2 protein-coding genes are annotated in these 25,331 nt (G+C 61.7%); both read left to right on the top strand.

Annotated features, from left to right (window positions below; translation table 11 throughout):
• The first annotated feature begins 75 nt into the window (after positions 1 to 75).
• Complete coding sequence (locus QMX84_RS00925; RefSeq protein WP_282362873.1) at positions 76 to 12,408, top strand: filamentous hemagglutinin family protein; 12,333 nt, start codon at positions 76 to 78, stop codon at positions 12,406 to 12,408.
• A 183-nt stretch (positions 12,409 to 12,591) separates the two neighbouring features.
• Positions 12,592 to 25,101 carry a filamentous hemagglutinin family protein gene (locus QMX84_RS00920; protein ID WP_282362872.1) on the top strand — a complete coding sequence of 4,170 codons (12,510 nt, stop codon included), beginning with the start codon at positions 12,592 to 12,594 and terminating at the stop codon, positions 25,099 to 25,101.
• Positions 25,102 to 25,331 lie beyond the last annotated feature (230 nt).

Below are 25,331 nucleotides of genomic sequence, written 5' to 3'. Positions count from 1 at the left end.
CCCGCCCTCTGCCAACTGCCTATCTCCTAAACGTGAAGCTCGCTTTCAAGCGAGAACCAATGAGGATGATTCCAGATGGTTCGTTGCAAACCACCGGTTAACCCGAAAGCCCAAGGCCCTGGCGGCCAACTCACCGTGCGCCTCAAGCCATTGGCCCATGCCATTGCCTTGCTGATGGTGGCGGGTACTGCCCACGGTGCCCCGGCGTTCAGCTCCGGCTGGTTTGCCGATAAGGGCGCGTCTCAGGCTGCAACCGCTGCGCGTAACAATGCTCAAATGCCGAAGATCCCGACGCTGAATCAACAGGCCAAGGCCAATCAGCAGTTGCAACGGTCGTTGACCACCCTGAACACCAGTGTGGCGGCGATTGCTGCGCAGCAAGCCGCGCAGGCTGCCGGACGGCAAGCGGCGTTGGGGCAGGTGTCGAACATCCCGGACGGGTTGGGCAAAGGGGGTTTGCAGGTCGATAACAGCTTGAGCCAAGGCTGGACCAACGCCAAAGGCCCGACGCAAACCCAGGCCGGTGGTAAAACCACCGTGACCATCGAGCAGACCGCTGACAAGGCGATCCTCAACTGGGAAACCTTCAACGTCGGGCGCAATACCACGGTCGATTTCCAGCAGCAGTCAAACTGGGCGGCATTGAACCGGGTCAACGATCCGAACGCCAAGCCCAGCGAGATTCAGGGCCAGATCAAGGGCGCCGGTACGGTCATGATCATGAACCGTAACGGCGTGGTGTTCAGCGGTACCAGCCAGGTCAACGTACGCAACCTGGTGGCCGGTGCCGCGAACATCACCGATGACCAGTTTACCCAGCGCGGTATTTACATTGACGCTAACGGCAGTCAGCCAACCTTTACTGATGCCGCCGGCAAGGTAGACGTGCAGCGCGGCGCCGTGATTCAAACCCATGCGGCGGCGACGTCAACCGATTCTGGAGGCTATGCCTTGCTGCTCGGCTCGGAGGTTGAAAACGCCGGTACGATCATCACCGCCAAAGGCCAGACCACCCTGGCCGCAGGCGACAGCTTTTATATCCGCCGTGGCGTCGGGACTTCGGGCAACCAGGGTTCCACCACCCGTGGCAACGAGGTGGCCACTGGCCTCAATGCTGGCAGTTCCGCAGGCAAGGTCAGCAACACCGGCTTGATCATGGCCGCGACCGGCGATATCACCCTGACCGGGCACAAGGTCGAGCAAAACGGCGTGGCGCTGGCCAGTACCTCAGTGGACACGCGCGGCACGATTCACCTGCTGAACTCGGTCACCGATAAAACTGGCAGCGTGACTCTGGGGCTGGGCAGTACCACCGCCATTTTGCTGGATGAAACCGGCAACACCGCGCTCAACAGCCAGCGCGATAGCGGTCTGATCAACCTTGATGGCCGTCCTAATGCCGTCAACACCACCACCGGTAAGTTCAACCACCTCAGCACCATCAGCGACCGCATCGACCAGTCCCGGGTCGAGATCGTCAGCGGCGGCACGGTGGAGTTCAAGGACGGCTCCATCACCTTGGCTACTGGCGGTCAGGTCGCCGTCACGGCGGCTCAGCGCAGCCTGGTGCGTGATGGCGCGATGATCGACGTGTCAGGCGCCGTGGGCGTCAAGGTGTCGATGGAATCCAACAACATCAAGATCAACGTGCAGGGTAACGAGCAGCGCGACGCGCCGGTCAACCGTGACGGCGGCAAACTGATCAACAACGATGTGTGGGTTGATTTGCGCGAACTGGTGTTTGTCCCGGCAGGCACCAACGGCTACGCGACGGATCGCTGGTACACCGCCGGTGGCTTGCTGGAAGTGGGCGGCTATCTCGGCACCCAAGGGCACACCGTGGGTGAGTGGATGGCTCAAGGCGGCACGCTGACCTTTACCGGCAACGAAGTGGTGACTGAAAAGAACGCCCAGTTCAACCTGTCGGGCGGCACGGTTGATGTGCAGGGCGGTTACATTCAACAGAGCTGGCTCAAAGGCCCGGACGGCCGCCTGTACGAATTGTCTAAGGCGCCGGGCGACATTTTGTATTCCGGCTTTTATAAAGGTTTTGAAGACACCAGCCAGCGCTGGGGCCGCACGGACTATTACTACAACCCGTTGATTGCTTCGCAGCGCCGCTACGAGGCCGGTTATACCGTGGGCAGTGACGCCGGCAAGCTGGTTATCGGCACCACCAGCGCCGTGCTTGAAGGCCAGTTGATCAGTGATGTGTTCCAGGGCGATCGCCAGATCAAAACCCCGATCATCAACATCGACGCTTATCAGCAGTCGCAGAAAGCTGCGGCGCAGCGGGCGCAGTTGATCATCGGCAGCTACACGCCGGTGTTCAACAAAAACACGGGCACTTTGCGCTTCGGCCTGAATCCGGTCACTGGCGAAGTTGTGTTTGAGTCCGACGTGCAAAAAATTGCCAACGGTCTGGATTTGGACGCGGCGTTGCCGACTGAGCGTCAAGGCAAAATCATGCTTGATAACGATCAGCTCAATGGGTTTGAGTTGGGCGCGATCAAGGTTTCGGCCAAGCAACAGGTCACGGTCAACGGTGCGCTTAAAGTGGCTGATGGCGGTGATATCACCCTGTACACGCCCCGAGCGGCCATCAACGCCAACTTGACCGCCCACGGTGGCAGCATCAACGCGGGCAACATCCTTAACCAGCCCGATATAAACCGCAGCTTCAGCGTCGGCGATGCCTTGTTAAACCCGACAACCGGCACTCAGGCCTGGGTGAAGGTGGGCGAAGGGGTCAAGCTCGACGCATCCGGGCGCTGGAACAACCTGGCGCAGGACGGTACAAACAACGCCAGTGCGGCCTGGCTCAATGGCGGCAAAGTGTCGCTGCGCAGCAACGGTGATGTGAGCCTGGCCGAGGGCGGCGTGGTGGATGTATCGTCCGGCGCGACCCTCGGCCTGGACGGCAAGTTCATCGGCGGCAAGGGCGGCCATGCAACCCTGGCCGCGTACGGCAAGCTTGATCTGGCCAGTGAGGTTCGCGGTTATGGGGTCAACGGTGGTGGCACATTAGCTGTACAGGCCCGCAAGGTACAGATCGGCGACAGCGCCACGGCCCCCGCCGCCGATACCCTGCATTTGGCCGGTGACTTCTTCAATAAAGGCTTCTCGGCCTATGACATTACCGGCAACGAAGGGCTGTTGGTCACTGACGGCACTCAGGTGGATATCACGATGCCGGTCTACCATCAGGGCGAGCAGGCTGCGACCACCCCAAGTGGCAGCGACCCAACACAGGCATTGGAACGCTGGACACCGGCGCTTTACCAAGAAAACCCGCTCAAGGGCGCGCTGACCCAGCGCCGTGGCGCCAGTCTTAACTTGAACGCCGGTTCGCTTATTTCGTCAGGCGCTCTGGCTGCAACTACCGCACTGACCGTGGGTAAAGGCGCGGTGGTCACGGTTGATCCCGGCCAAGCGATCAATGTGCGTAGCATCGGCCAACTGACGATCGACGGCACGCTCAATGCCTGGGGTGGCAATGTGACTCTTATGGGTATTGCCAACACCGACTCAGAAAGAGTCGAAGCCATCGGCCATGGTCGTTCGATCTGGATCGGCGAACAGGCGGTGATTGACGTGGCCTCACGGGCCGTGACCGCCGTCGACACTCGTGGCCAGGTGTATGGTCAGGTGCGCAATGGCGGCAAGATCACGGTCGGTGGTGATATTGATCTGGCCACCGGCATTGCTAAAGCCAGTGATCTGTTTGTGGTGCTGCGTGAAGGTGCGCGTCTTGATGCGTCCGGCAGCCAGGCGCTGCTGGATGTGCCGGGACAAGGTCGCACACACGTCGCCAGCAACGGCGGCAGCATTGCCTTCGCTTCCAACAATGGCTTGTATCTGGACGGCAGCTTTGTGGCCAATGCCGGGGGCGCCGGTGCGGCGGGCGGCAGTTTGTCGCTGGCACTGGAAAGCCCGTATTACCTCAAAATGTCGGTCACCGACCGCGTGCTCAACGCCCGTGAACTGGTGCTTGGCCAAGTGCATCAGCGCAGCCCGCTGGCGGACACCGCCGAAGCCGCCGCCGACAGCCTGGAGTACGGCCATGCCCGCCTCGGGGTGGATCAGATCAGCGCCGGTGGGTTTGACAACCTGGCCTTGCTCACCGATGGCTTGCTCAGTTTTGACGGTGATGTGTCGCTGAACATGGGCCAGAGCCTGCGCCTTTACACCGGGGCCATGGCCTTGAGTGACAACGCGCCGGTAGATTCGCGGATCAACCTGAGCGCGCCTTACCTGTTGCTCGCCGGTATCCTTGACCCGCTGCAAGCCAAAGACCAGTACCGCCACCCGGTGTTGACCACCGGCATGTCCCTGCGTGACAGCCAGGCGATATTCAAGGCCAACGCCAACCTGATCGATGTGCGCGGCAATGTGCAGTTCGGCAACAACAGCCGCGTGCTACCAAGCGCGATGGTGAATGCCGTTGATCGTCGCGGCTTTGATGACGTACACCTGATCAGCGAGGGCGATTTACGCTTCCTTGAGGGGGCGGATGAACTCAGTATGGGCATCAACACCCAATTGATGACCCGGGGCGATATGACCCTGATGGCCACTCAGTTGTATCCGGCGACGGCCGTCGGCGCGCGGGTGTTGGCGGGTTATCTGAATGGCGTCACTGAAGGTGGGTTTAACTATGACCCGACCCGCGTCCTGACCATTGGACGCACCGGGAACAGCGATGCGCCGGTGCCGTACTCGGCTTTCGGCCGCCTGCAACTGGGCGGGCCGACCATTAAGCAGGGCGGTATCGTGCGTGCCCCGTTGGGGTTGATCGAAATAGGCACCTTGCGTTCACAGCGCGTCGAGTTACTGCCCGGCAGTTTGACCTCGGCCAGTGGCAAGGGCTTGGTACTGCCTTACGGCGGCACCGTGGATGGTCAGGTCTATAAATACAACGGCAAGACTGTGTCGTTTTTGGGCTTGGGCGGGATCGTCAACCAGAACGGCGATCTGCAGGTCGGCATGATCCTCGGCGGGGAGTCGGTGGCTGTGATGCCCGGGGCTACGGTGGATGTTTCCGGCGGCGGTGAGTTGCTCGGTGCCGGGTTTATTTCCGGACGCGGCGGTTCTACCGACGCGCGCTTCAACCCGCTGGTACAGTTCGGCGCCAATGGTGGCTTTAACCTGCCGGGGCTCGCCACCAACCCGGTCTATGCGATTGTGCCTGGCGTACAGCCGGGCCAGGCCCCGGTGGCACCTGAGGGCGGCGCGACAGATCCGCTGATTGGCCAGCAAATCACCCTCGGTGCGGGTGTCCCCGGATTGGCCGCAGGCACCTATACCTTGATGCCGTCGACCTACGCTTTGATGCCGGGTGCTTACCGGGTAGAGATCAACGGCCTGGCCGGGGCTGGCGTCGAAGGCACCACCCAGCAGATGCGCAATGGATCCTGGTCGACCGCCGGGCGTCTGTCCATCGCCAATACCGGGATCAGCAACAGCACGGCCAGCCAGTTGATTTTGACCTCAGCCGAGACCTTGCGTCGATACTCCCAGTACAACGAAACCAGCTACGCGCAGTTCGCCATCGCTGACGCCGCCAAGCTCGGGGTACCGAGGCCGCAATTGGAGGTCGATGCCAGAACCTTGAAGCTGGCTTTGCGCCCTGGTGCCGGAACCCAGGCATTCTCCTTTGAAGGCGTGGGGCGCTTTGATGCCGCCGCGGGTGGTTACGCTGGCACGGTAGCGGCCATGAACATGGGCACTGGCGGCATTGAAATTGTCGCGGCCGGCAAGGCCGCCACGCCGGGCTTTCGCGGTGTCACCGTGTATGCAGAGAGCCTCAATGCGCTGGCCCCGGCACGGCTGGTAATCGGCGGCTTGCCGCAGGTCACGTATGGCCAACTCGGCAATTACGTTAACTTTTCGGGCTCCAACACAGGCTCGATCTCCCTGCGTGAAGGCGCAACCTTGGCCGCACCCGAAGTGTTCCTGGTGACCCTGGACGGCGGCATTAACGTGGAGCAGGGCGCTGCAATCAATACCATCGGGCGAGGCAAGGCCAGTTATGACAGCCGTGATGGCTTTGTCTATAACGTGTTCAATAACATGTTGGCGGTGTCCAATGGCTTGATCAATGCGATCAGCGCCGCGCCGGTCGGCGACAGTCTGGATATCCAATTGGCAGTGTGCGCCAGTGCGCCATGCAGCGGCACGACGGCGTTGTACTCCGAAGGCAGCATCGTCGCCCTGACCAGCAAAGCCCTGAAAATGGGCGATGACATTCGTTATGGCACGCGCCATCTCAATTTAGGTGTTTCCAGCATCAACGTCGGTAGCACGGACGCCCTGGCGGCGGCCGCAGCGGCCAATCGCCTGCCGACCGGGATTACCCTCAACCAGCAATTGATCGACCGCTTGCTGCGCGGTGACACGCAGTTCGGCGCGCCCGCCCTGGAAACCCTGCAACTGTCGGCACGCGAGAGTTTCAACTTCTACGGCACCACCGCGCTGGATACTTACGATGCGGTCACCGGCAAGTCCTTGCTGGACAACCTGATGATTTCCACCCCGGCGATCTATGGCGCGGGCAACGCCGCTGATGTGGCCACCCTCCACACCGCAAACTTGATCTGGCAGGGCGCTGACAACCAGCCTTCGGCCCCTATCGCCGGTGGCGCGGGCAGCGGCAGCGGGCGTCTGGACATCAAGGCCGACACCATCACATTCGGCTACGGCAGTTTTGCCCAGCCGAGTAAACGCAAGAGCCAGGACCGCCTGGCCCTGGGGTTTGCCGACGTCAACCTCAACGCCAGCCAGCGCATCACCGCCAATTACACCGGCAGCCTCTCGGTGTATCAAAGCCAAGGCGCGTTTGATCCGCTCAGCGGTTTTGCCTACACCGGCGGCAACTTGAACATTCTGACCCCGCTGATGACCGGCGAGGCGGGTTCGATCAACCGCATCACCGCCGGTGGCGTCATTGATATCAGCGCCGCGCCAGGCACCTATAAAGACGTCAAAGGCATTGGCGCTGAACTGTCCCTCAAGGGCGACAGCATTCGCGTGGCCAGCGCCGTGATCCTGCCCAGTGGCAAGGTCACACTGGACGCCCGGGGCGATGTGGTGCTGACCGATGACGCGCTGCTGGATGTGTCCGGTCGCGCCATCGTGTTTGATGACGTGACCAAGTATTCGGCGGGCGGCGATGTGCAGTTGCAAAGCCGCACGGGCAATGTGCTGCAAGGTGCAGGCTCGACCATCAACTTGTCGGCCACTCACAATCAGGCGGGCAAGCTGCGTGCGGTAGCGCTGGACAGCGGTGCTGGCACGGTCGATCTGGCGGGCAAGATCCTCGCCGGCAGCAGCGGGGTTTATGACGCGGGTGGCACGATCGTGCCGTACCTGGCGGGCTTGCTGGAGATTCAGGCCCAACGTCTGGGTGGCAGTGGCACCCTCACCGAACAATTTGCGGCCCTCAACCAGCGCCTGAACCAGGGCGAAGTGTTTGGCGCGCGCAGCTTCCAGATCAAACAGGGCGACCTGGTGATCGGCAACGACGTCAAGGCCAACAACGTCAGCGTCTCGCTGGACAACGGCAACCTGCGTGTCACCGGGCGGGTGGACGCCAGTGGCGAACGGGTCGGCACCATCAACCTGGCCGCCAAACACGGCCTGACCCTGGACGGCACGGCGGTACTGGATGCCCACGGCAGCCAGTTGCGGGTCGACAGCTATGGCAAGATCATTGATTCGCCGAACCGTGCCATTGTGGTGCTCAGTTCGGGCGAGGGCCCCTTGACCTTGAGCAATGGTGTGAACATCGACCTGCGCCACGGCACCGCGGGCACGCCAGGCAATGACGGGCGCAATCGCGGCACCCTGGAGTTGAACGCACCACGCCTCAACAATACCGACATCGCCATTGATGCTCGGGGTCAGTTGACGATTCAGGGCGCACGTTCGATCGCGCTCAACGGCATGGCCCGTTATGACGATGCACCGACCCACACCGATGACACCGCCAATGGGCGTCCGTATCAGGTGATTGATCAGGCTTACCTGGATCAAAAGCACGCGTTGAGCGTGCAGTTCATCAACGCTGCCCTGAGCAATAAAGACCTGATGAACAACAGGCTTTCGGGGCTGAACAACGCCACTTACGCCGATGCTTTCCATGTGCGGCCGGGCGTGGAAATCGTCAGCAAAACCCCGGACGGCGATCTGGTGGTACAGGGCGACCTCGACCTGTCCGGCTATCGCTATGCCAGCGTTAACCCGCACACCCAGAAGAACAATGCCGTGTACGGCTCTGGCGAAGTGGGCAGCCTGACCCTGCGCGCCGGGGGCGATCTGAACATCTACGGCAGCATCAACGACGGCTTTGCGCCACCGCCGCCGACCGATGACGACAACGGCTGGGTGCTGTTGCCGGGAATTGATTACACCAATGGCACACGGGTTATTCCGGGCAACGGCGTGACCCTGGCGGACGGCACGCTGTTCCCCGCGGGTTCAACCCTCAACTTCGACCTGCCCATCAAGGGCGCAAGGTTGGTTCCGGACAGTCGCTTGCCGGTTGCCGCCACACTCACCCAGCCGCTGGATCTGACCGCCGGAACCGTATTGGCGGCGGCTGTACGGGATGCTTCAGGCAACGTATTGATCGCTGCCGGTACCCGGTTGAGCCAAAATTTGACCTTGCCGGAGGGCACCGTTCTGGATGCCGGGAACGTATTTTCGAGCTACTTGAGTGTCGGGGCGATGATCTGGCCTAAGGGCGTACCGTTGCCCGCCGCCACGAACCCCAACGGCACCAGCGCAGTGGCGCTCAATGGCAACAAGGTGATGCCGCGCGGCGCTCTGCTGCCTGCGGGCACCGACGTCAAATTGGCCTATGGTGCGACTTCCGTGCAACTGCGGGTCGAGGAAGCCGGCAGTCAGGGCAAGAACTGGGGCATTGCGCCCATGCTGACCGAAGGCTCGCAAGCCTGGTCGATCCGCTTGGTGGCCGGGGCCGATACCCAAGCGGCGGACAGCCGTCAGTTGCAACCTGTCCCGGCAACGGGGCACTTGCGCCTGGCCGACACCCATTACGGCTCGTTTGGTAAAGGTGCGCTGGTCTGGACGCTGGATGGCTCGATGGACTGGTTTGGTGATGACAGCATGGTCGGGCAACCGATCGACTTTGTGAACGATGCTTACCCCGGCATGTGCGATGACGCACCGTACTACTGTGCCTCAGGCGGCGGTGCTTATGATCTGGAAATCGGTGGCAGCACGCGCTTCAGCGTGGTGCGTACTGGTGCGGCCGATCTGGAATTGCTGGCCGGCGGCAACCTGAGCATGGAGTCATTGTTCGGGGTGTATACCGCGGGCAGTTCCTCCTATGCCTCCACGGCCAACGACCCTTACAACCTTGCGCGGGGCAAGGGCAGTGATGGCAAGGTGCTGGGTAACGCAGGCGGTAACGAGCAATGGATCGATGGCGGGCCAGACAGCCTGTACCGCGCCTGGTACCCGGACGGTGGCGGCAACCTGTTGTTGAAAGTGGGCGGTAACCTGACCGGCGACATCATGGGCGCGGCGCCGATCGGTTTCGGGCGATTGACCCGCAGCGATGTGGGTCACGACACGGCGAACGTTGGCGATTGGTTGTGGCGCCAGGGCAATGACAAGACGGGCAGCCAGGCGCAATCCACCGCCTGGTGGATCAACTTTGGCTCCTATGTCGTCAATATGTCTGATAACGGCGGTGCTGATCAGATGACCGGCTTCACCGGTTTTGGCACTTTGGGTGGCGGTAACCTGGATGTTGACGTGCGCGGCAATGCCGGGATCAGCAAGCCGCTGGGCTATAGCGATCAGAGCCTGAACGGCCGCAGCCAGGGCCTGGTCCTGGCAGTAGGTAGTACGGGGCGCGTAGGGGCGGATGGCAGCCTGCAACTGACGGGCGGCGGCGATTTGAACCTGCGTGTGGGCGGGGCTGTGAACGGCGCCAGTGACGTCTACCGGGATCACCTCAATGGCGCGCTCGTGAATCTGCGCGGGCATGTACAGATGACCAGCGGCGCGTTGGGCAGCCTGACCTTGCGCTACGGCATCAAAAGCGGCAACCAGAGCCCCAGTGAAGTCCGTGCCCTGGATGCCTTGCGCTCCACCTCGGCCGTGGCCGCTGGCGGCATGAGCCTGTTACCGGGCGACGCTACCTTCAGCCTGGCAACCCGTGGCGACTTGGTCTTGCAGGATGTGTCAGACCCTGGGCGTGCGCCGCAAATGAATGCCCTGGCGTATGAGCGAGGTGGCGTTGCGGGGATCGGACAGAGCTGGTTCAGCCTCTGGACCGAGCGCACGGCCGTGGATCTGTTCTCCAGCGGGGGCAACCTCACACCGCTGACCGAGGCTACGGAAACCGATATGGCAGCGGTTTATCCCGCGACCTTACGCGCCGTCGCAGCCAATGGCAGCCTGTATTACGGCCACTCATCAGCGTTTAACACCGATGACAAAACACTGCGGGCGCTGGTTTTGGCACCGTCGGCCAAAGGCCAACTGGAACTGTTGGCAGGGGACTCTATTTATGGCGGCGGTTTGAGCATCAACCGCTCCAGCGCCGCCCCGGATGCCCTGGCGAGCATCTGGAATCCGGCTTATGTGGGGTACATGAGCAAAATGGTGGTCAACGGCAGCGGCAATCTGGGCAGTGATGGCAACATTGCCCGTTTTGGCCTGCACCCACTGTTTGCGTTTGGCCCCAACACCGCGAGCATGGCCTGGGGCGGTGCCCTTGAGCCTGCGCGTTTCTATGCCTTGAACGGTGATCTGCTGGGTGTGAGCAGCGGGCGCATGCTCACCATCAGTACGTCTACCGATTCACGTTATCGCCAGACCTATTACGAAGGCGCAGGGCCGGTGCGGATGCTCGCCGGGCGCGACATCGTCAGCAGCGGTACGCCGCTGGGGGGTGTTTATGGGGGGCTTAGCAGCACGGGTGAATACACCTTGTTCGGTAACTTGTTTATCCATAACAACCCTAATGACATTTCTATCGTCAGTGCCGGTCGCGACATCCTGTTCAGCAACTACAGCGTGGCCGGGCCGGGTACGCTGGAACTGACGGCGGGCCGTAACATCCTCATGCAAGACAAGGTCAGCGTCACCAGCCTGGGCGGTGTGGCACCCGGCGATACACGCCCAGGCGCGAACATCGTGATGCAAGCGGGCTTTGGCCCGAATGGCGCGGATTTCCAGCACTTTGTCGAGGCTTACCTCAACCCGGCCAACCGGGTTCAGCCAAGTGAAGCGCTGACGACCTTGGGCGGTAAAGTGGCCAAGACCTACGAACACGAGTTGGTGGTGTGGCTGGCTGAGCATTTCGGTTTTATTGGCGACAGCCTGCAGGCCCGAGCCTTTTATGCGGCACTGCCGGTCGAGCAACAGCGCGTCTTCGCCCGTGAGGTTTACTTTGCTGAACTCAAGGCCTCCGGTCGTGAGTACAACGAACAGGGCGGTGTGCGCCAGGGCAGTTATGTGCGTGGTCGTGCGGCGATTGCCGCGCTGTTCCCGGAAAAGGACGTGGCCGGTAACCCGATCACCTACAAAGGCGATATCACCCTGTTTGGTGGCGCGGGCGTACACACCGACTTCGGTGGCTCGATCCAGTTGCTCACGCCTGGCGGTGGCCAAACCTTCGGCATCGAGGGCGCTGCACCTCCGGCGTCGGCGGGCATCATCACTCAGGGCGCCGGGGACATTCAGTTGTACTCCCAGGAGAGCATCCTGCTCGGTCAAAGCCGGATCATGACCACCTTTGGGGGGGCGATCATGGGCTGGTCGGCCGCCGGTGACATCAACGCCGGTCGGGGCTCCAAGACCACCGTGGTCTACACCCCGCCCAAGCGTGTGTATGACGGCTGGGGTAACGTCGGCCTTGCGCCATCCGTGCCGAGTACCGGTGCCGGTATCGCGACGCTGAACCCAATCCCTGAAGTCCCGGCAGGTGACATTGACCTGATTGCACCGCTGGGCACCATTGATGCGGGCGAAGCGGGCATCCGGGTGTCGGGCAACATCAACATCGCCGCCTTGCGTGTCGTCAACGCGGCGAACATTCAGACCCAGGGCAAATCGTCCGGGGTGCCGGTGTCGGCAACCGTCAACACCGGGGCCATCAGTTCTGCCAGTTCTGCGGGCGCGGCAGCGGCTCAGGCGGCGGACAGCGCGGCACGCAGCCAGCAGGCGGCAGCGCGTCAGGCGCGCGCCTCTATCGTGACGGTCGAGGTGCTGAGTTTTGGCAGTGAGCCAGTGCAGAGTGATGTGCAGCAAACCCTGAAAACCACCGGCTACAACCCCAATAGCCCCGTGCAAGTGCTGGGGGCCGGACCTTTGAGTGAGCATGCTCAAGCCAGCCTGACCGATGAAGAACGGCGTCAAATCAGTCTGTAACGATCGCTTCTTTTTGTAGTTCTCCCTTGGGGTGGTCACCGACCACCCTTTTTTTTAACTCACGGCCAGGCGCGATAATTTTATGAATATTCAATGACAACGGTTCAGTCCTGCCCTCTGCCAACGGCCTACCTCCTAAACGTGTCACTCGCCCCACGCGAGAATCAATGAGGATGAGTCCAGATGGTCCGTTGCAAACCACCGGTTAACCCGAAAGCCCAAAGCCCTGGCGGCCAACTCACCCTGCGCCTTAAGCCACTGGCCCATGCCATTGCTTTGCTGATGGTGGCGGGTACTGCCCACGGTGCCCCGGCGTTCAGCTCCGGCTGGTTTGCCGATAAGGGCGCGTCTCAGGCTGCAACCGCTGCGCGCAACAATGCTCAAATACCGAAGATTCCGACGCTGAATCAACAGGCCAAGGCCAATCAGCAGTTGCAACGGTCTTTGACCACCCTGAACACCAGTGTGGCGGCGATTGCTGCGCAGCAAGCCGCGCAGGCTGCCGGACGGCAAGCGGCGTTGGGGCAGGTGTCGAACATCCCGGACGGGCTGGGCAAAGGGGGTTTGCAGGTCGATAACAGCCTGACCCAAGGCTGGACCAACGCCAAAGGCCCGACGCAAACCCAGGCCGGTGGTAAAACCACCGTGACCATCGAACAGACCGCTGACAAGGCGATCCTCAACTGGGAAACGTTTAACGTCGGGCGCAATACCACGGTCGATTTCCAGCAGCAGTCAAACTGGGCCGCGCTGAACCGGGTCAACGATCCGAACGCCAAGCCCAGCGAGATTCAGGGCCAGATCAAGGGCGCCGGTACGGTCATGATCATGAACCGTAACGGCGTGGTGTTCAGTGGTACCAGCCAGGTCAACGTGCGCAATCTGGTGGCCGGCGCCGCGAACATCACCGATGACCAGTTCACCCAACGCGGTATTTATGTCGATGTCGACGGCTCAAAACCGACATTTACCGACGCCGCAGGCAAGGTTGAAGTACAGCGCGGCGCGGTGATTCAGACCCACGCCGCCACGCTGTCAACCGAGTCCGGTGGCTATGCCTTGCTGCTCGGCTCAGAGGTTGAAAACGCCGGCACCATCATCACCGCCAAAGGCCAGACGACGTTGGCCGCAGGTGACAGTTTTTATATCCGCCGTGGCGTCGGGACCTCAGGTAATCAGAACTCCACCACCCGTGGCAACGAAATAGCGACCAGCCTCAAGGCGGGCAGCACGGCGGGCACGGTCGTCAACAATGGCCTGATCATGGCCTCGACGGGTGACGTGACGCTGACCGGGCACAAGGTCGAGCAAAACGGCGTGGCGTTGGCCAGTACTTCGGTGGACACGCGCGGCACGATTCACCTGCTGAACTCGGTCACCGATAAAACCGGCAGCGTGACCCTGGGGCAGGGCAGTACCACCGCGATCCTGCTGGATGCCACGGGCAATACCGCGCTTAACAGTCAGCGTGACAGCGGCCTGATCAACCTTGATGGCCGCCCGAACGCGGTCAATATGCTCACCGGGCAGTTCAACCACCTCAGCACCATCAGCGACCGTATTGATCAGTCCCGGGTCGAGATCGTCAGCGGCGGCACGGTGGAGTTCAAGGACGGCTCCATCACCTTGGCTACTGGCGGCCAGGTCGCAGTCACCGCGGCTCAGCGCAGCCTTGTCCGCGACGGCGCGATGATCGATGTGTCAGGCGCCGTGGGCGTCAAGGTGTCGATGGAATCCAACAACATCAAGATCAACGTGCAGGGTAACGAGCAGCGCGACGCGCCGGTCAACCGTGACGGCGGCAAACTGATCAACAACGATGTGTGGGTTGACCTGCGCGAACTGGTGTTTGTCCCGGCAGGCACCAACGGCTACGCGACGGATCGCTGGTACACCGCCGGAGGCTTGCTGGAAGTGGGCGGCTACCTTGGCACCCAAGGGCACACTGTCGGTGAGTGGATGGCCCAAGGCGGCACGCTGACCTTTACCGGCAATGAAGTGGTCACGGAGAAGAACGCGCAGTTCAACCTGTCGGGCGGCACGGTTGATGTGCAGGGCGGTTACATTCAACAGAGCTGGCTCAAAGGCCCGGACGGCCGCCTGTACGAGTTGTCCAGGGCGCCGGGTGACATTTTGTATTCCGGCTTCTATAAAGGTTTTGAAGACGCCAGCCAACGCTGGGGCCGCACAGATTATTACTACAACCCGTTGATTGCTTCGCAGCGCCGCTACGAGGCCGGTTATACCGTGGGCAGTGACGCCGGCAAGCTGGTTATCGGCACCACCAGCGCTGTGCTTGAAGGCCAGTTGATCAGTGATGTGTTCCAGGGTGATCGCCAGATCAAAACCCCGATCATCAACATCGACGCTTATCAGCAGTCGCAGAAAGCTGCGGCGCAGCGGGCGCAACTGATCATCGGCAGCTACACGCCGGTGTTCAACAAGAGCACCGGGACCTTGCGCTACAGCTTGAACCCGGTCACCGGCGAGATCGTGTTTGACACGGGCGTCGAAAAAATCGCCAACGGCCTGGACCTTTTGGCTGCGCTACCGACAGAGCGTCAAGGCAAAATCATTCTCGACAGTGATCAGCTCAATGGCTTTGAGCTGAGCGCAATCAAAGGTTCTGCCAAGCAGCACATCACGGTCAACAGCGCGCTAAAAGTGGCCGATGGCGGCGATATCACGCTGCTGACCCCACGGGCAGCCATCAATGCCAACCTGACTGCCCACGCGGGCAGCATCAATGCCGGCAACATTTTCCTGCAGGCCGACAGGGAGCGTGACATGGCGGTGGGGGATGTTTACCTGCGGCCAAGCAACGGCACACCGGCGTGGGTCAAGGTGGCTGACGGGGTCAAACTCGACGCGACCGGGCGCTGGAACAACCTCGCGCAGGACGCTGCGAACAACCCTGGCGCGGCCTGGATCAATGGTGGCAAGGTGTCACTGCGCACCACCGGCGACCTGCAGCTGGCGCAAGGCAGTGTGATCGATGTGTCTTCCGGGGCCACCATTGGCCTGGACGGCAAGCTCACCGGCGGCAAGGGCGGCAGTGCAACCCTGGCGGCCATGCAGGCACTTGAGTTGGGCAGTGAGCTACGCGCTTACGGGGTCACGGGCGGCGGCACCCTGGCGGTACAGGCGCGCAAGGTGCAGATCGGCGACACCACCACGGCACCCGACGCCGACACCTTGCATGTGTCCGGTGATTTCTTCAAAAAAGGCTTCTCGGCCTACGACATCACCGGCAACGAAGGCCTGCTGGTCACCGACGGCACACACGTTGATGTCACGATGCCGGTCTACCATCAGGGTGAACAGGCTGCGACCACGCCAACGGGCAGCGACCCGACCACCGCGCTGGAGCGCTGGACCCCGGCGCTGTACCAGGAAAACGCCCTCAAGGGTGTGTTGACCCAGCGCCGTGGCGCCAGCCTCAACTTGAACGCGGGCACCACCATCGCCTCGGGTGCATTGGCTGCGAGCACTGCCCTGACGGTGGGCAAGGGCGCTGTGGTTACCGTTGATCCCGGCCAGGCGATTAACCTGCGCAGCATCGGCCAACTGACGGTCGATGGCACGCTCAACGCCTGGGGCGGCACTGTCAGCCTCGCGGGGTTGGCCAACAGCGAGTCCAATAAAGTCGACGCCATCGGCCATGGCCGTTCGATCTGGATCGGTGAGCAGGCGGTCATTGATGTAGCGGCGCGTGCCGTGACTGGCGTTGACAGCCTTGGCCGTGTCTATGGTCAGGTGCGCAATGGCGGGCAGATTATTGTCGGCGGCGATGTCAATCCGGACACCGGCATCGCCAAGGCCAGCGACCTGTTTGTGGTGGTGCGCGAAGGCGCACGCCTGGATGCATCCGGTACTCAAGCCCTGTTGGACATACCGGGGCAGGGCCGCGTCAACGTGGCCAGCAATGGCGGCAACATTGCCTTCGCTTCCAATAATGGCCTGTACCTGGACGGCAGCTTCAACGCCAATGCCGGTGGCGCAGGTGCGGCTGGCGGGCGTCTGTCGTTGGCCCTGGAAGCTCCGTATTACCTGAAGGAACACGTCACCAACCGGGTGTTGCCGGTGCGTGAACTGGTGCTGAGCCAGCAGCATAAAACCATTGCCTTGGCTGACAGTGCCGAAACAGCGGCAGATTCGTTGGTCTACGGCCACGGCGCACTGGGTGTAGATCAGGTCAAGGCGGGTGGTTTTGACAACCTGACGTTGCTGGTCCGGGGTGTGTTCAGCGTTGACGGTGATATCTCGCTGAACCTGGGGCAAAGCTTGCACCTGTATACCGGCGGCGTCAGCCTGGCACGCAACGCCAACCCGACGTCGCACGTTAACCTACGTGCCCCGCATGTGGTCCTCAGTGGCCTGCTGGAACCGGATAAATCCGGCATGGAAGCCTGGACGCGGCCTTACATCGCTGACACGACGCCAGGGTTCAGCAGCCAGGGCACGTTAGTGGTTGACAGTGACCTGCTGGACATTCGCGATCGCGTTGGTTTCGGCGACACGCTGAGCTTCGATAACGTCCAACTCAACAGCAGCGGCGACCTGCGCTTTCTCGCTGGGCGCGATGGCGGCGATACCTCCAGTGGCTTCAGTACCCAATTACGTACAGCGGGGGACTTGACCCTGCGTGCCGCGCGAATCTACCCGGCCTCTGACATCAACGCCCAAGTGTTGGTGGGCGACGTCAACATCATTAACAATCGGTTGGTTTTCGATCCGACCCGCACCCTGACCATCGAAAAGGTCGGCGATGATCACGGCGTGGCCCCGGACTCGGTGTTCGGGCGTCTGCAACTGGGGGCTTACACCATCAAGCAGGGCGGCGTATTGCGTGCGCCGTTGGGGATGATTGAACTCGGTAACGTGGGCGACTCCCGGGTTGAACTGTTGCCGGGCAGCCTGACATCGGTCAGCGCCAAAGGCCTGGTATTGCCGTATGGCGGCACCGTGGATGATCAGGTTTATCGCTATAAGGGTAAAGACGTGGTCTTCGTCGGCCAGGGTGGCCTGGGACTGACCGGCAGCGGCGAGCTAACGGTCGGGGTCATTTTGGGCGGTGCCAAGGCGACGGTAATGCCTGGTGCCACCCTGGATTTGTCCGGCGGCGGCGAGTTGTTGGGCGCAGGCTTTATTTCAGGGCGCGGCGGTTCGACCGATGCACGTTTCAACCCGCTGGTGCAGTTTGGTGCCAACGGCGGCTTTACCTTGCCGGGCCTCGCGACCAACCCGGTCTACGCCATTGTCCCGGGCGTTCAAGCCGGCTATGCACCGGCCACGGGCGAAGTCGGCGCGAGCACGCCGCTGGTGGGCCAGCAAATCACTATTGGCGCAGGCGTGCCGGGCTTGCCCGCAGGCACCTACACCTTGATGCCGTCCACCTACGCCTTGAAGCCGGGGGCTTTCCGGGTAGAGATCAACGGCCTCGCCGGGCAGGGCAGTGATGGCGCCACCACACTGATGCGCAACGGGTCTTGGTCAACGGCCGGGCAACTGTCGATTATCAATACGGGCATTCACAACAGCATTAACAGCCAGGTGATCCTGACCTCGGCCGATACCTTGCGCCGTTATTCGCAGTACAACGAAACCAGCTACGCCCAATTCGCCATGGCCGATGCCGCCAGGCTCGGTGTGCCACGGCCCATGCTGGAAGTGGACGCCAAAACCCTCAAGCTGGCGTTTACCGGCGGTGGCGGCAAAGACACCTTCACTTTCGACGGCATTGGCAAGTTTGAAGCGGCCAAAGGCGGTTACGGCGGCACCGTGGGCGTTATCAACCTGGGCGGCGCGACCCTCGAGAACCGCTATACCCAAATCGTCGATGCCAACAGCCCCCTGGAGGCCTTCGAAGGGCTGACGCTGACGGCACAAAGCCTTAACAATCTGAATGCCAAGCGCATCCTTATTGGCGGCTTGCCCCAAGTGGAATATGGCCGTAACGGTAATATCGTCAAGTTCCCTTATGGCGTGAACACTCCGGGCAACTCGGTGTTTCTGCGCAGCGGTGCGACCCTCTCGGCACCTGAAGTGATGATCGTGGCAGGCCCCGGCAGCATCGTGATCGAGCAGGGGGCTTCGATTACCACCCTGGGTCGCGGTGCAGCCGCCTATGACGCTCGCGACGGGTTTGTTTACGAGGGCGTGCCGAGCATGCTGGCCGTGTCCAATGGTCTGATCAATGTGCTGCCTTATGTCAACCGCACCGGCGACCCGACGGGCGATATCCAGATCGGAGTGTGCCCGAGCGGCAACTGTTCGGGCCAGACCACGATCTATTCCGAGGGCAGTATCGTTGCCGCCACCGATCAATCCCTGCAACTGGACGATGCCGTGCGTTATGGCACTCGCCACCTGACGCTGGCCTTGAGCAACATCAACGTCGGCAGCACAGCCGGGCTGGCGGATGCGGCCGCGCGCAAGGTGTTGCCAGCGGGCTTGACCCTTAACCAGCAAGTGCTTGAACGCTTGCTGCGCGGTGACACCAGCACCGGTGCCCCGGCGCTGGAAACCCTGCAACTGTCGGCGGGCCAGGCGTTCAACTTCTATGGCAGCACGCTGCTGGACACCTACGACGCCCAGACCGGCAAGTCGTTGCTGAACAATCTGGTACTGTCGACCCCGGCGATCTACGGCTTGGGCAATGCCGAAGATGTCGCGACCATCCACACCGCCAATCTGATCTGGCAAGGTGCCACGGGCGCACCGGGCGCGGTCATCACTGACGGCGCCGGGACCGGCAGCGGACGACTGGATATCAACGCCGAGCGCATCGAGTTTGGTTATGGTCCGTTCGCCCAGCCCAGCAGCAACACCGTGTTTGACCGTCTGGTGCTGGGTTTTGCCAACGTCAACCTGAATGCCAGCGATCGCATCACCGCCAACTACAAAGGCAGCCTGTCGGTGTACCAACGCCAGGGCGCGTATGACCCGGTCACAGGCTTTGCTTACAGCGGCGGCAATCTCAACATCGTGACGCCATTGATGACCGGTGAAGGAGGTTCGCTGAACCGCATTACCGCGGGCGGTGCGATTGATATCTCTTCATCTGGCGGCCCTCGTGGCGCGGTCAACGGCTACGGTGGCGAGCTCTCCTTCAAGGGCGACACCCTTCGCCTGGCCTCGGCGGTGGTGCTGCCGAGCGGCAAAGTCACGCTGGACGCCACAGGCGATGTGGTGTTGACCGATGAATCGTTGATCGACGTGGCCGGTCGTGCCGTGGTGTTCAACGACATCACTAAATACGGTGCGGGCGGCAATGTATTGCTCGACAGCCGTCACGGTAATATCCGCCAGGCGGCGGGTTCGACTATCGACCTGTCAGCCAAACACAACCAGGGCGGCAAATTGCGCGCCGTGGCGCTGGACGTGGCGGGCGGCATGGTGGATCTGCAAGGCAAGATCCTGGGCGGCAACAGCGGTTATTACAATGCCGGTGGCACCCTTGTGCCGTATCAGGGCAGCAGCGTCGAAGTCCAGGCTCAGCGCCTGGGTGCCACAGGTTCGCTGGATCAGCAGTTTGCAGCGCTCAACCAGCGCCTTAATGACGGCGAGGTCTTCGGCGCCCGCAGCTTCCAGCTCAAGCAGGGTGACCTGACCATCGGTAGCGGTCTCAAGGCCAATACCATCAACGTCTCGGTCGACAACGGCACGCTGCGTGTTACAGGCCTGGTGGACGCCAGCGGTGAACGCGTAGGCAGCATCAACCTTGCGGGCAAGCATGGCCTGACCCTGGACGGCAGCGCGGTACTCGATGCCCACGGCAGCCAGGTGCGTGTCGACAGCTACGGCAAAATCATCGATTCACCGAACCGGGCGATGGTGGTGCTGGGTTCCGGCACCGGACAACTGACCTTGGCAGACGGCGTGCGCATCGACCTGCGTCACGGCACTGCCGGCACACCGGGCAATCACGGGCGCAACCGCGGCACCCTGGAAATGAACGCGCCACGCCTGAATAACAACGACATCGCCATTGATGCCAGCGGCCGTCTGGACATTAAAGGTGCGCGGGCAATCACCCTGAACGGCATGGCGACCTACGACGACGCCCCCGTGATGACCGATCCGACCGCCAGCGGCAGGCCGTATCAGGTGATTGATCAGGCGTATCTGGATGGCAAGCACGCCTTGAGCACGGCGTTTATCAATGCCGCGTTGCAAAACAGCAACCTGCTGAACAACAAGCTGGCCGGGTTGAACAACGCCACCTACGCCGACGCTTTCCACCTGCGTCCGGGCGTGGAAATCATCAGCAACACCGCGAATGGCGATCTGGTGGTGCAGGGCGATGTCGACCTGTCCGGCTATCGCTACGCCAGCCTCAACCGCAACAGCCAGAAAACTTCGGTGTACGGCTCGGGTGAGTCCGGCAGCCTGACCCTGCGTGCCGGGGGCGACCTGAGCATCTACGGCAGCATCAACGATGGCTTCGCGCCGCCGCCGGAAACAATGGATGACAACGGCTGGGTGTTGTTGAAAGGTCGAGACTTTACCAGCGGCGACACCATCGTGCCGGGCAATGGCGTGGTGCTGGCGGATGGCACCACCTACATGGCCGGCTCGGTACTGAATTACGATTTGCCGATCAAAGGCATGACCGTGGAGGCCGGGACGCGCTTGCCTGCGCGGGCAACATTGGCACAAGCGCTGACCTTGCCTGCCGGCACCGTGTTGGCGGCTGCGGTACTCGACGCTTCGAGTAACACGCTGCTGGCAGCAGGCACCTTGCTGAACCAGCCGTACACCTTGCAAGCCGGTACTCAACTGGAAGCCGGGACCTTGTTGGGTCAGTCCGCCTCGCTGCGCGCCATGGTCTGGCCAAAAGGCGTGCCATTGCCTGGCATGGCACGGCCCCTGAATACGATTGAAAATACCGTCACCCTGGATGGTGACATTACCTTGGCGCGCGGTGCGCTGATTCCGGTGGGCACCAACGTCAAGTTGGTGGGCGACGTGGATTCGATTCAGTTGCGCCCTGAAGTGGCCGGGCGTCAGGGTAAAGTCTGGGCCATTGCACCGATGCTGGCCGAGGGCTCGCAGTCGTGGTCGTTGCGTCTGGTTGCCGGGGCGGACACGGAGGCAGCCGACAGCCGCCTGCTTCAGCCGCACCCGAGCAGCGGTACATTGCGCCTGGCCGACAGCCACTACGGCATGTTTGCCAAAGAGCTGCCACCTAAAGGCGTGCTGGTCTGGAGCGCCCATGCGGTCATTGACCTGGGCGATGCCGGGGTTGTGGTCAAGGAAGGTGATCCGATCGATCAATCGGTTCTGGATGAGTTTGGTCTGGGCACGATTGCTGAGTTCTGCAGCAACTTTGCGGAATACTGCCAGGCCAAAACCACCTATGTGTGGACCGAGTACGCCGCGGCTGACCTTGAGAGCATCGGTATCATCGTTGAGGTGGGCGGCGTGATCGATGACCAGTTCCTGGCGGACCTGGGGGTTGAAGGCGGCGCGTCTAAGTTCTGTGTAGATTCACCGGACTATTGCTTGTCCAAAAGCCCCAAGGAATATGCCCCGCTGCCCACCAGTTCGAGCTTCAGCGTCGTGCGTACCGGCACCGGCGACCTGCAATTGCTCAGCGGTGGCAACCTGAGCGTGGACTCGTCTTACGGCGTTTACACGGCGGGTACTTCGTCTACCGGTACTTATGCGGGCGATCCTTTCAACCAGCCACGGGCGTTGCTGGGCGGCAGCACTGTGCTCAAGGAAAACCCCAGCTACTTCGAGCAGTTCGTCAACGGTGGCAGCGAAAGCCTGTACCGCGCCTGGTACCCCGAGGCGGGCGGTAACCTGACGCTGAACGTCAATGGCAACCTCACCGGCAACCTCGACAACGGCGGGCGCTATAGCCAGTTCAGACCCAACCCCGATGACTACGGCAACAACCGGGCGGATGTCGGTAACTGGCTCTGGCGTCAGGGCAGCGGCGATGTGGCCACGGGCGGGCAGGCGCAGCCGACGGCCTGGTGGATCAACTTTGGTACGTACACCAACATCATTTCTGACAACCTGATTGGCTTCACCGGCTTCGGTACCTTGGGTGGCGGTGACCTGGACGTGACCGTAGGGGGCGACGCGGGCTCCTTGAAAGCACCGACACCCACGCCCGATGGCAACAACAAACGCACCCAGGGCCTGGTGCTGGCCGTTGGCAGTACGGGCCGGGTGAGCAGCGATGGCAGCCTGCAACTCACCGGTGGCGGCGATCTGCGTCTGCAGGTCAGCGGTGCGCTCAACCCTCAGGCTCTCATCGAAACGCTCGGCAATCGTGACGGTGTGTTGATCAACACACGCGGCAATGTGCAAGTGCAGGCCGGCAGTATCGGGCGCATCGACACTGTCTACGGCACTTCGGCCCAGGTGCCGGGTGATGTGCGTGCAGCAGAACCGTTGCGCGCCAGCCGCAGCAAACCGCAAGGCGGGATAACCCTGGTGGCAGGCGATGCCGCGTTCAGCCTGCACACCTTGGGCGACCTGGTGGTACAAACGGTTGAGGATGCGGGGCGTGTGACGCAGTACAACCGATCGGCCTTCAGTCGTGATGGTCTCAATGGCGGCTCCAGCAGCTGGTTTACCTTGTGGACGCCTGATACGGTCGTCGACCTGTATGCCGAAGGGGGCAACCTGACGCCCTTCATGGTGGGCTCGAACACCGACATGGCGGTAGTGTATCCATCGATCCTCAGGGCGACCGCCGCCAGTGGCAGTTTTTACTACGGCAAGGCCGGCACCACCCGTGATTACGCGAGCTACACCTACCCGCTGCTCCTGGCACCGGGCAAAAACGGGCAACTGCAGTTCCTTGCGCAGGACTCGATTTACGCCGGTGGCTTTAGCGTTACCCAATCCAGTACAGCGCTCAGCAGCATCGCTACCCCGTGGAATCCGGCCTTTTTTGCCACACTTGGGCGGCAGAACTACAGCAACCTGTCACAAACCGGCAACTACGGCACTTACGGCAATGGCGGGCTGTCACTGTTTACGTTTGGTCCGGGTACAGCCTCTGAAGCATTGAGCAATAGCGCTGATCCTGCGCGCTTCTATGCAGTGAAGGGTGACCTTGTGGGCGTCAACAGCGGCCGGATCATTGCGTACCAAAACGCCAACGTGGCTCATGTCGGCGAGACCTGGTACGAAGGCAGCCGTCCAGTGTGGATGATGGCCGGTCGCGATATCGTCAGCAGCGGTGCCAACCCGGGTGACAATGGCGAAATTTATCCGGGCGTGATCACCACGGGTAACCTGTTCGTTCATAACAACGCGACCGACATCTCCATCGTCTCGGCCGGGCGCGACATCATTTACAGCAGCTTCAACATTGCCGGCCCGGGCGGGCTAGAGATCACCGCCGGGCGCAGCATCGTCATGGACGACAAGGTCAGCGTGACCAGCATCGGGCCGATCATGGCCGGTGATTTGCGTCAAGGCGCGAGCATTGCCATGCAGGCCGGTACGGGCGCCAACGGTGTGGACTACCAGCGTTTTGTCGAGGCTTACCTTAACCCGGCTAACCAACTGGCCGTGGGTGAACCGTTGTCAGTGTCGGGCGGTAAAGTGGCCAAGACCTACGAGAAAGAGCTGGTGGCATGGTTGGCTGAGCGCTTTGACTTTGCCGGTGACAGCGAGCAAGCAATGGCTTACTTCAAACAATTGCCAGGCGAGCAGCAGCGCGTGTTTGCCTGCGAGGTGTATTTTGCCGAGCTGCAGGCAGGCGGTCGCGAGTACAACCAGGCCGGTGGCGTGCGTGAAGGCAGCTATGCTCGTGGCCGGGCTGCGATTGCGGCGCTGTTCCCGGAGAAGGACGTGGCGGGTAACCCAATCGCTTATCAGGGTGACATCCGCATGTTTGGCAGCTCCGGGGTTCACACTGACTTCGGTGGCACCATCCAGATGCTCACCCCGGGCGGCAGCCAGACATTCGGCATCGAGGGTATCGCACCGCCAGCTTCGGCGGGCGTCATCACCCAGGGCGCGGGCAATATCCAGTTGTACTCTCAGGGCAGCATCCTGCTCGGCCAAAGCCGGATCATGACCACCTTCGGGGGTTCGATCATGGGCTGGTCCGCCGAAGGTGACATCAACGCCGGCCGAGGCTCGAAAACCACCGTGGTCTACACACCGCCGAAACGTACCTATGACAACTGGGGCAACGTCGCCCTGTCGCCTTCGGTGCCAAGTACCGGTGCGGGTATTGCCACGCTCAACCCGATCCCGGAAGTGCCGGCAGGCGACATCGACCTGATTGCACCCTTGGGCACCATTGACGCGGGCGAGGCGGGGATTCGCGTGTCGGGCAACATCAACATCGCCGCCTTGCGTGTCGTCAACGCGGCGAACATCCAGACCCAGGGCAAATCGTCCGGGGTGCCGGTGTCGGCAACCGTCAACACCGGGGCCTTGTCTTCTGCCAGCTCGGCGGGCGCGGCAGCGTCCCAGGCAGCCGACAACGCCGCGCGCAACCAGCAAGCGGCGGCGCGGCAGCAACGTGCATCAATCGTCACCGTTGAAGTCTTGAGCTTTGGCAGTGAGCCGGTGCAACACGGGCCGGAACAAACCCGGGCGCAGCCCGGTTACAACCCCAACAGCCCAGTGCAGGTGCTGGGCGCCGGGCCACTGAGTGAACAGGCACGTGCGAGCTTGACCGACGAGGAGCGAGGTCAGATCAGCCTGTAACCGCAGCACATTTTTGTAGTTCGACCTTGGGGTGATCATTGATCACCCCTTTTTTTTTTGCTGCTCATTTCTCTGTAGGAGTGAGCTTGTCTCGCGATCTTTTAACGATCAAAAGATCGCGAGACAAGCTCGCTCCTACAGGGATTTTGGTGCGGTTGAAGGTCCTGTTTAAAAAGATGAATGAAGCTTTTATGACATCAGTTCGGTAGCCCCCGACCACGCCGGTCTTA

Source organism: Pseudomonas sp. PS01297, assembly GCF_029959305.1.
In the GTDB taxonomy this organism is placed as follows: Bacteria; Pseudomonadota; Gammaproteobacteria; order Pseudomonadales; family Pseudomonadaceae; genus Aquipseudomonas; species Aquipseudomonas helleri.
The sequence above is the reverse complement of the archived record's forward strand: the minus strand, read 5'-3'. Positions and strand labels throughout refer to the sequence as shown.

Coding starts and splice junctions, on each gene's coding strand:
- QMX84_RS00920 (WP_282362872.1), top strand. CDS start 12,592: ATGGTCCGTTGCAAACCACCGGTTAACCCGAAAGCCCAAAGCCCTGGC.
- QMX84_RS00925 (WP_282362873.1), top strand. CDS start 76: ATGGTTCGTTGCAAACCACCGGTTAACCCGAAAGCCCAAGGCCCTGGC.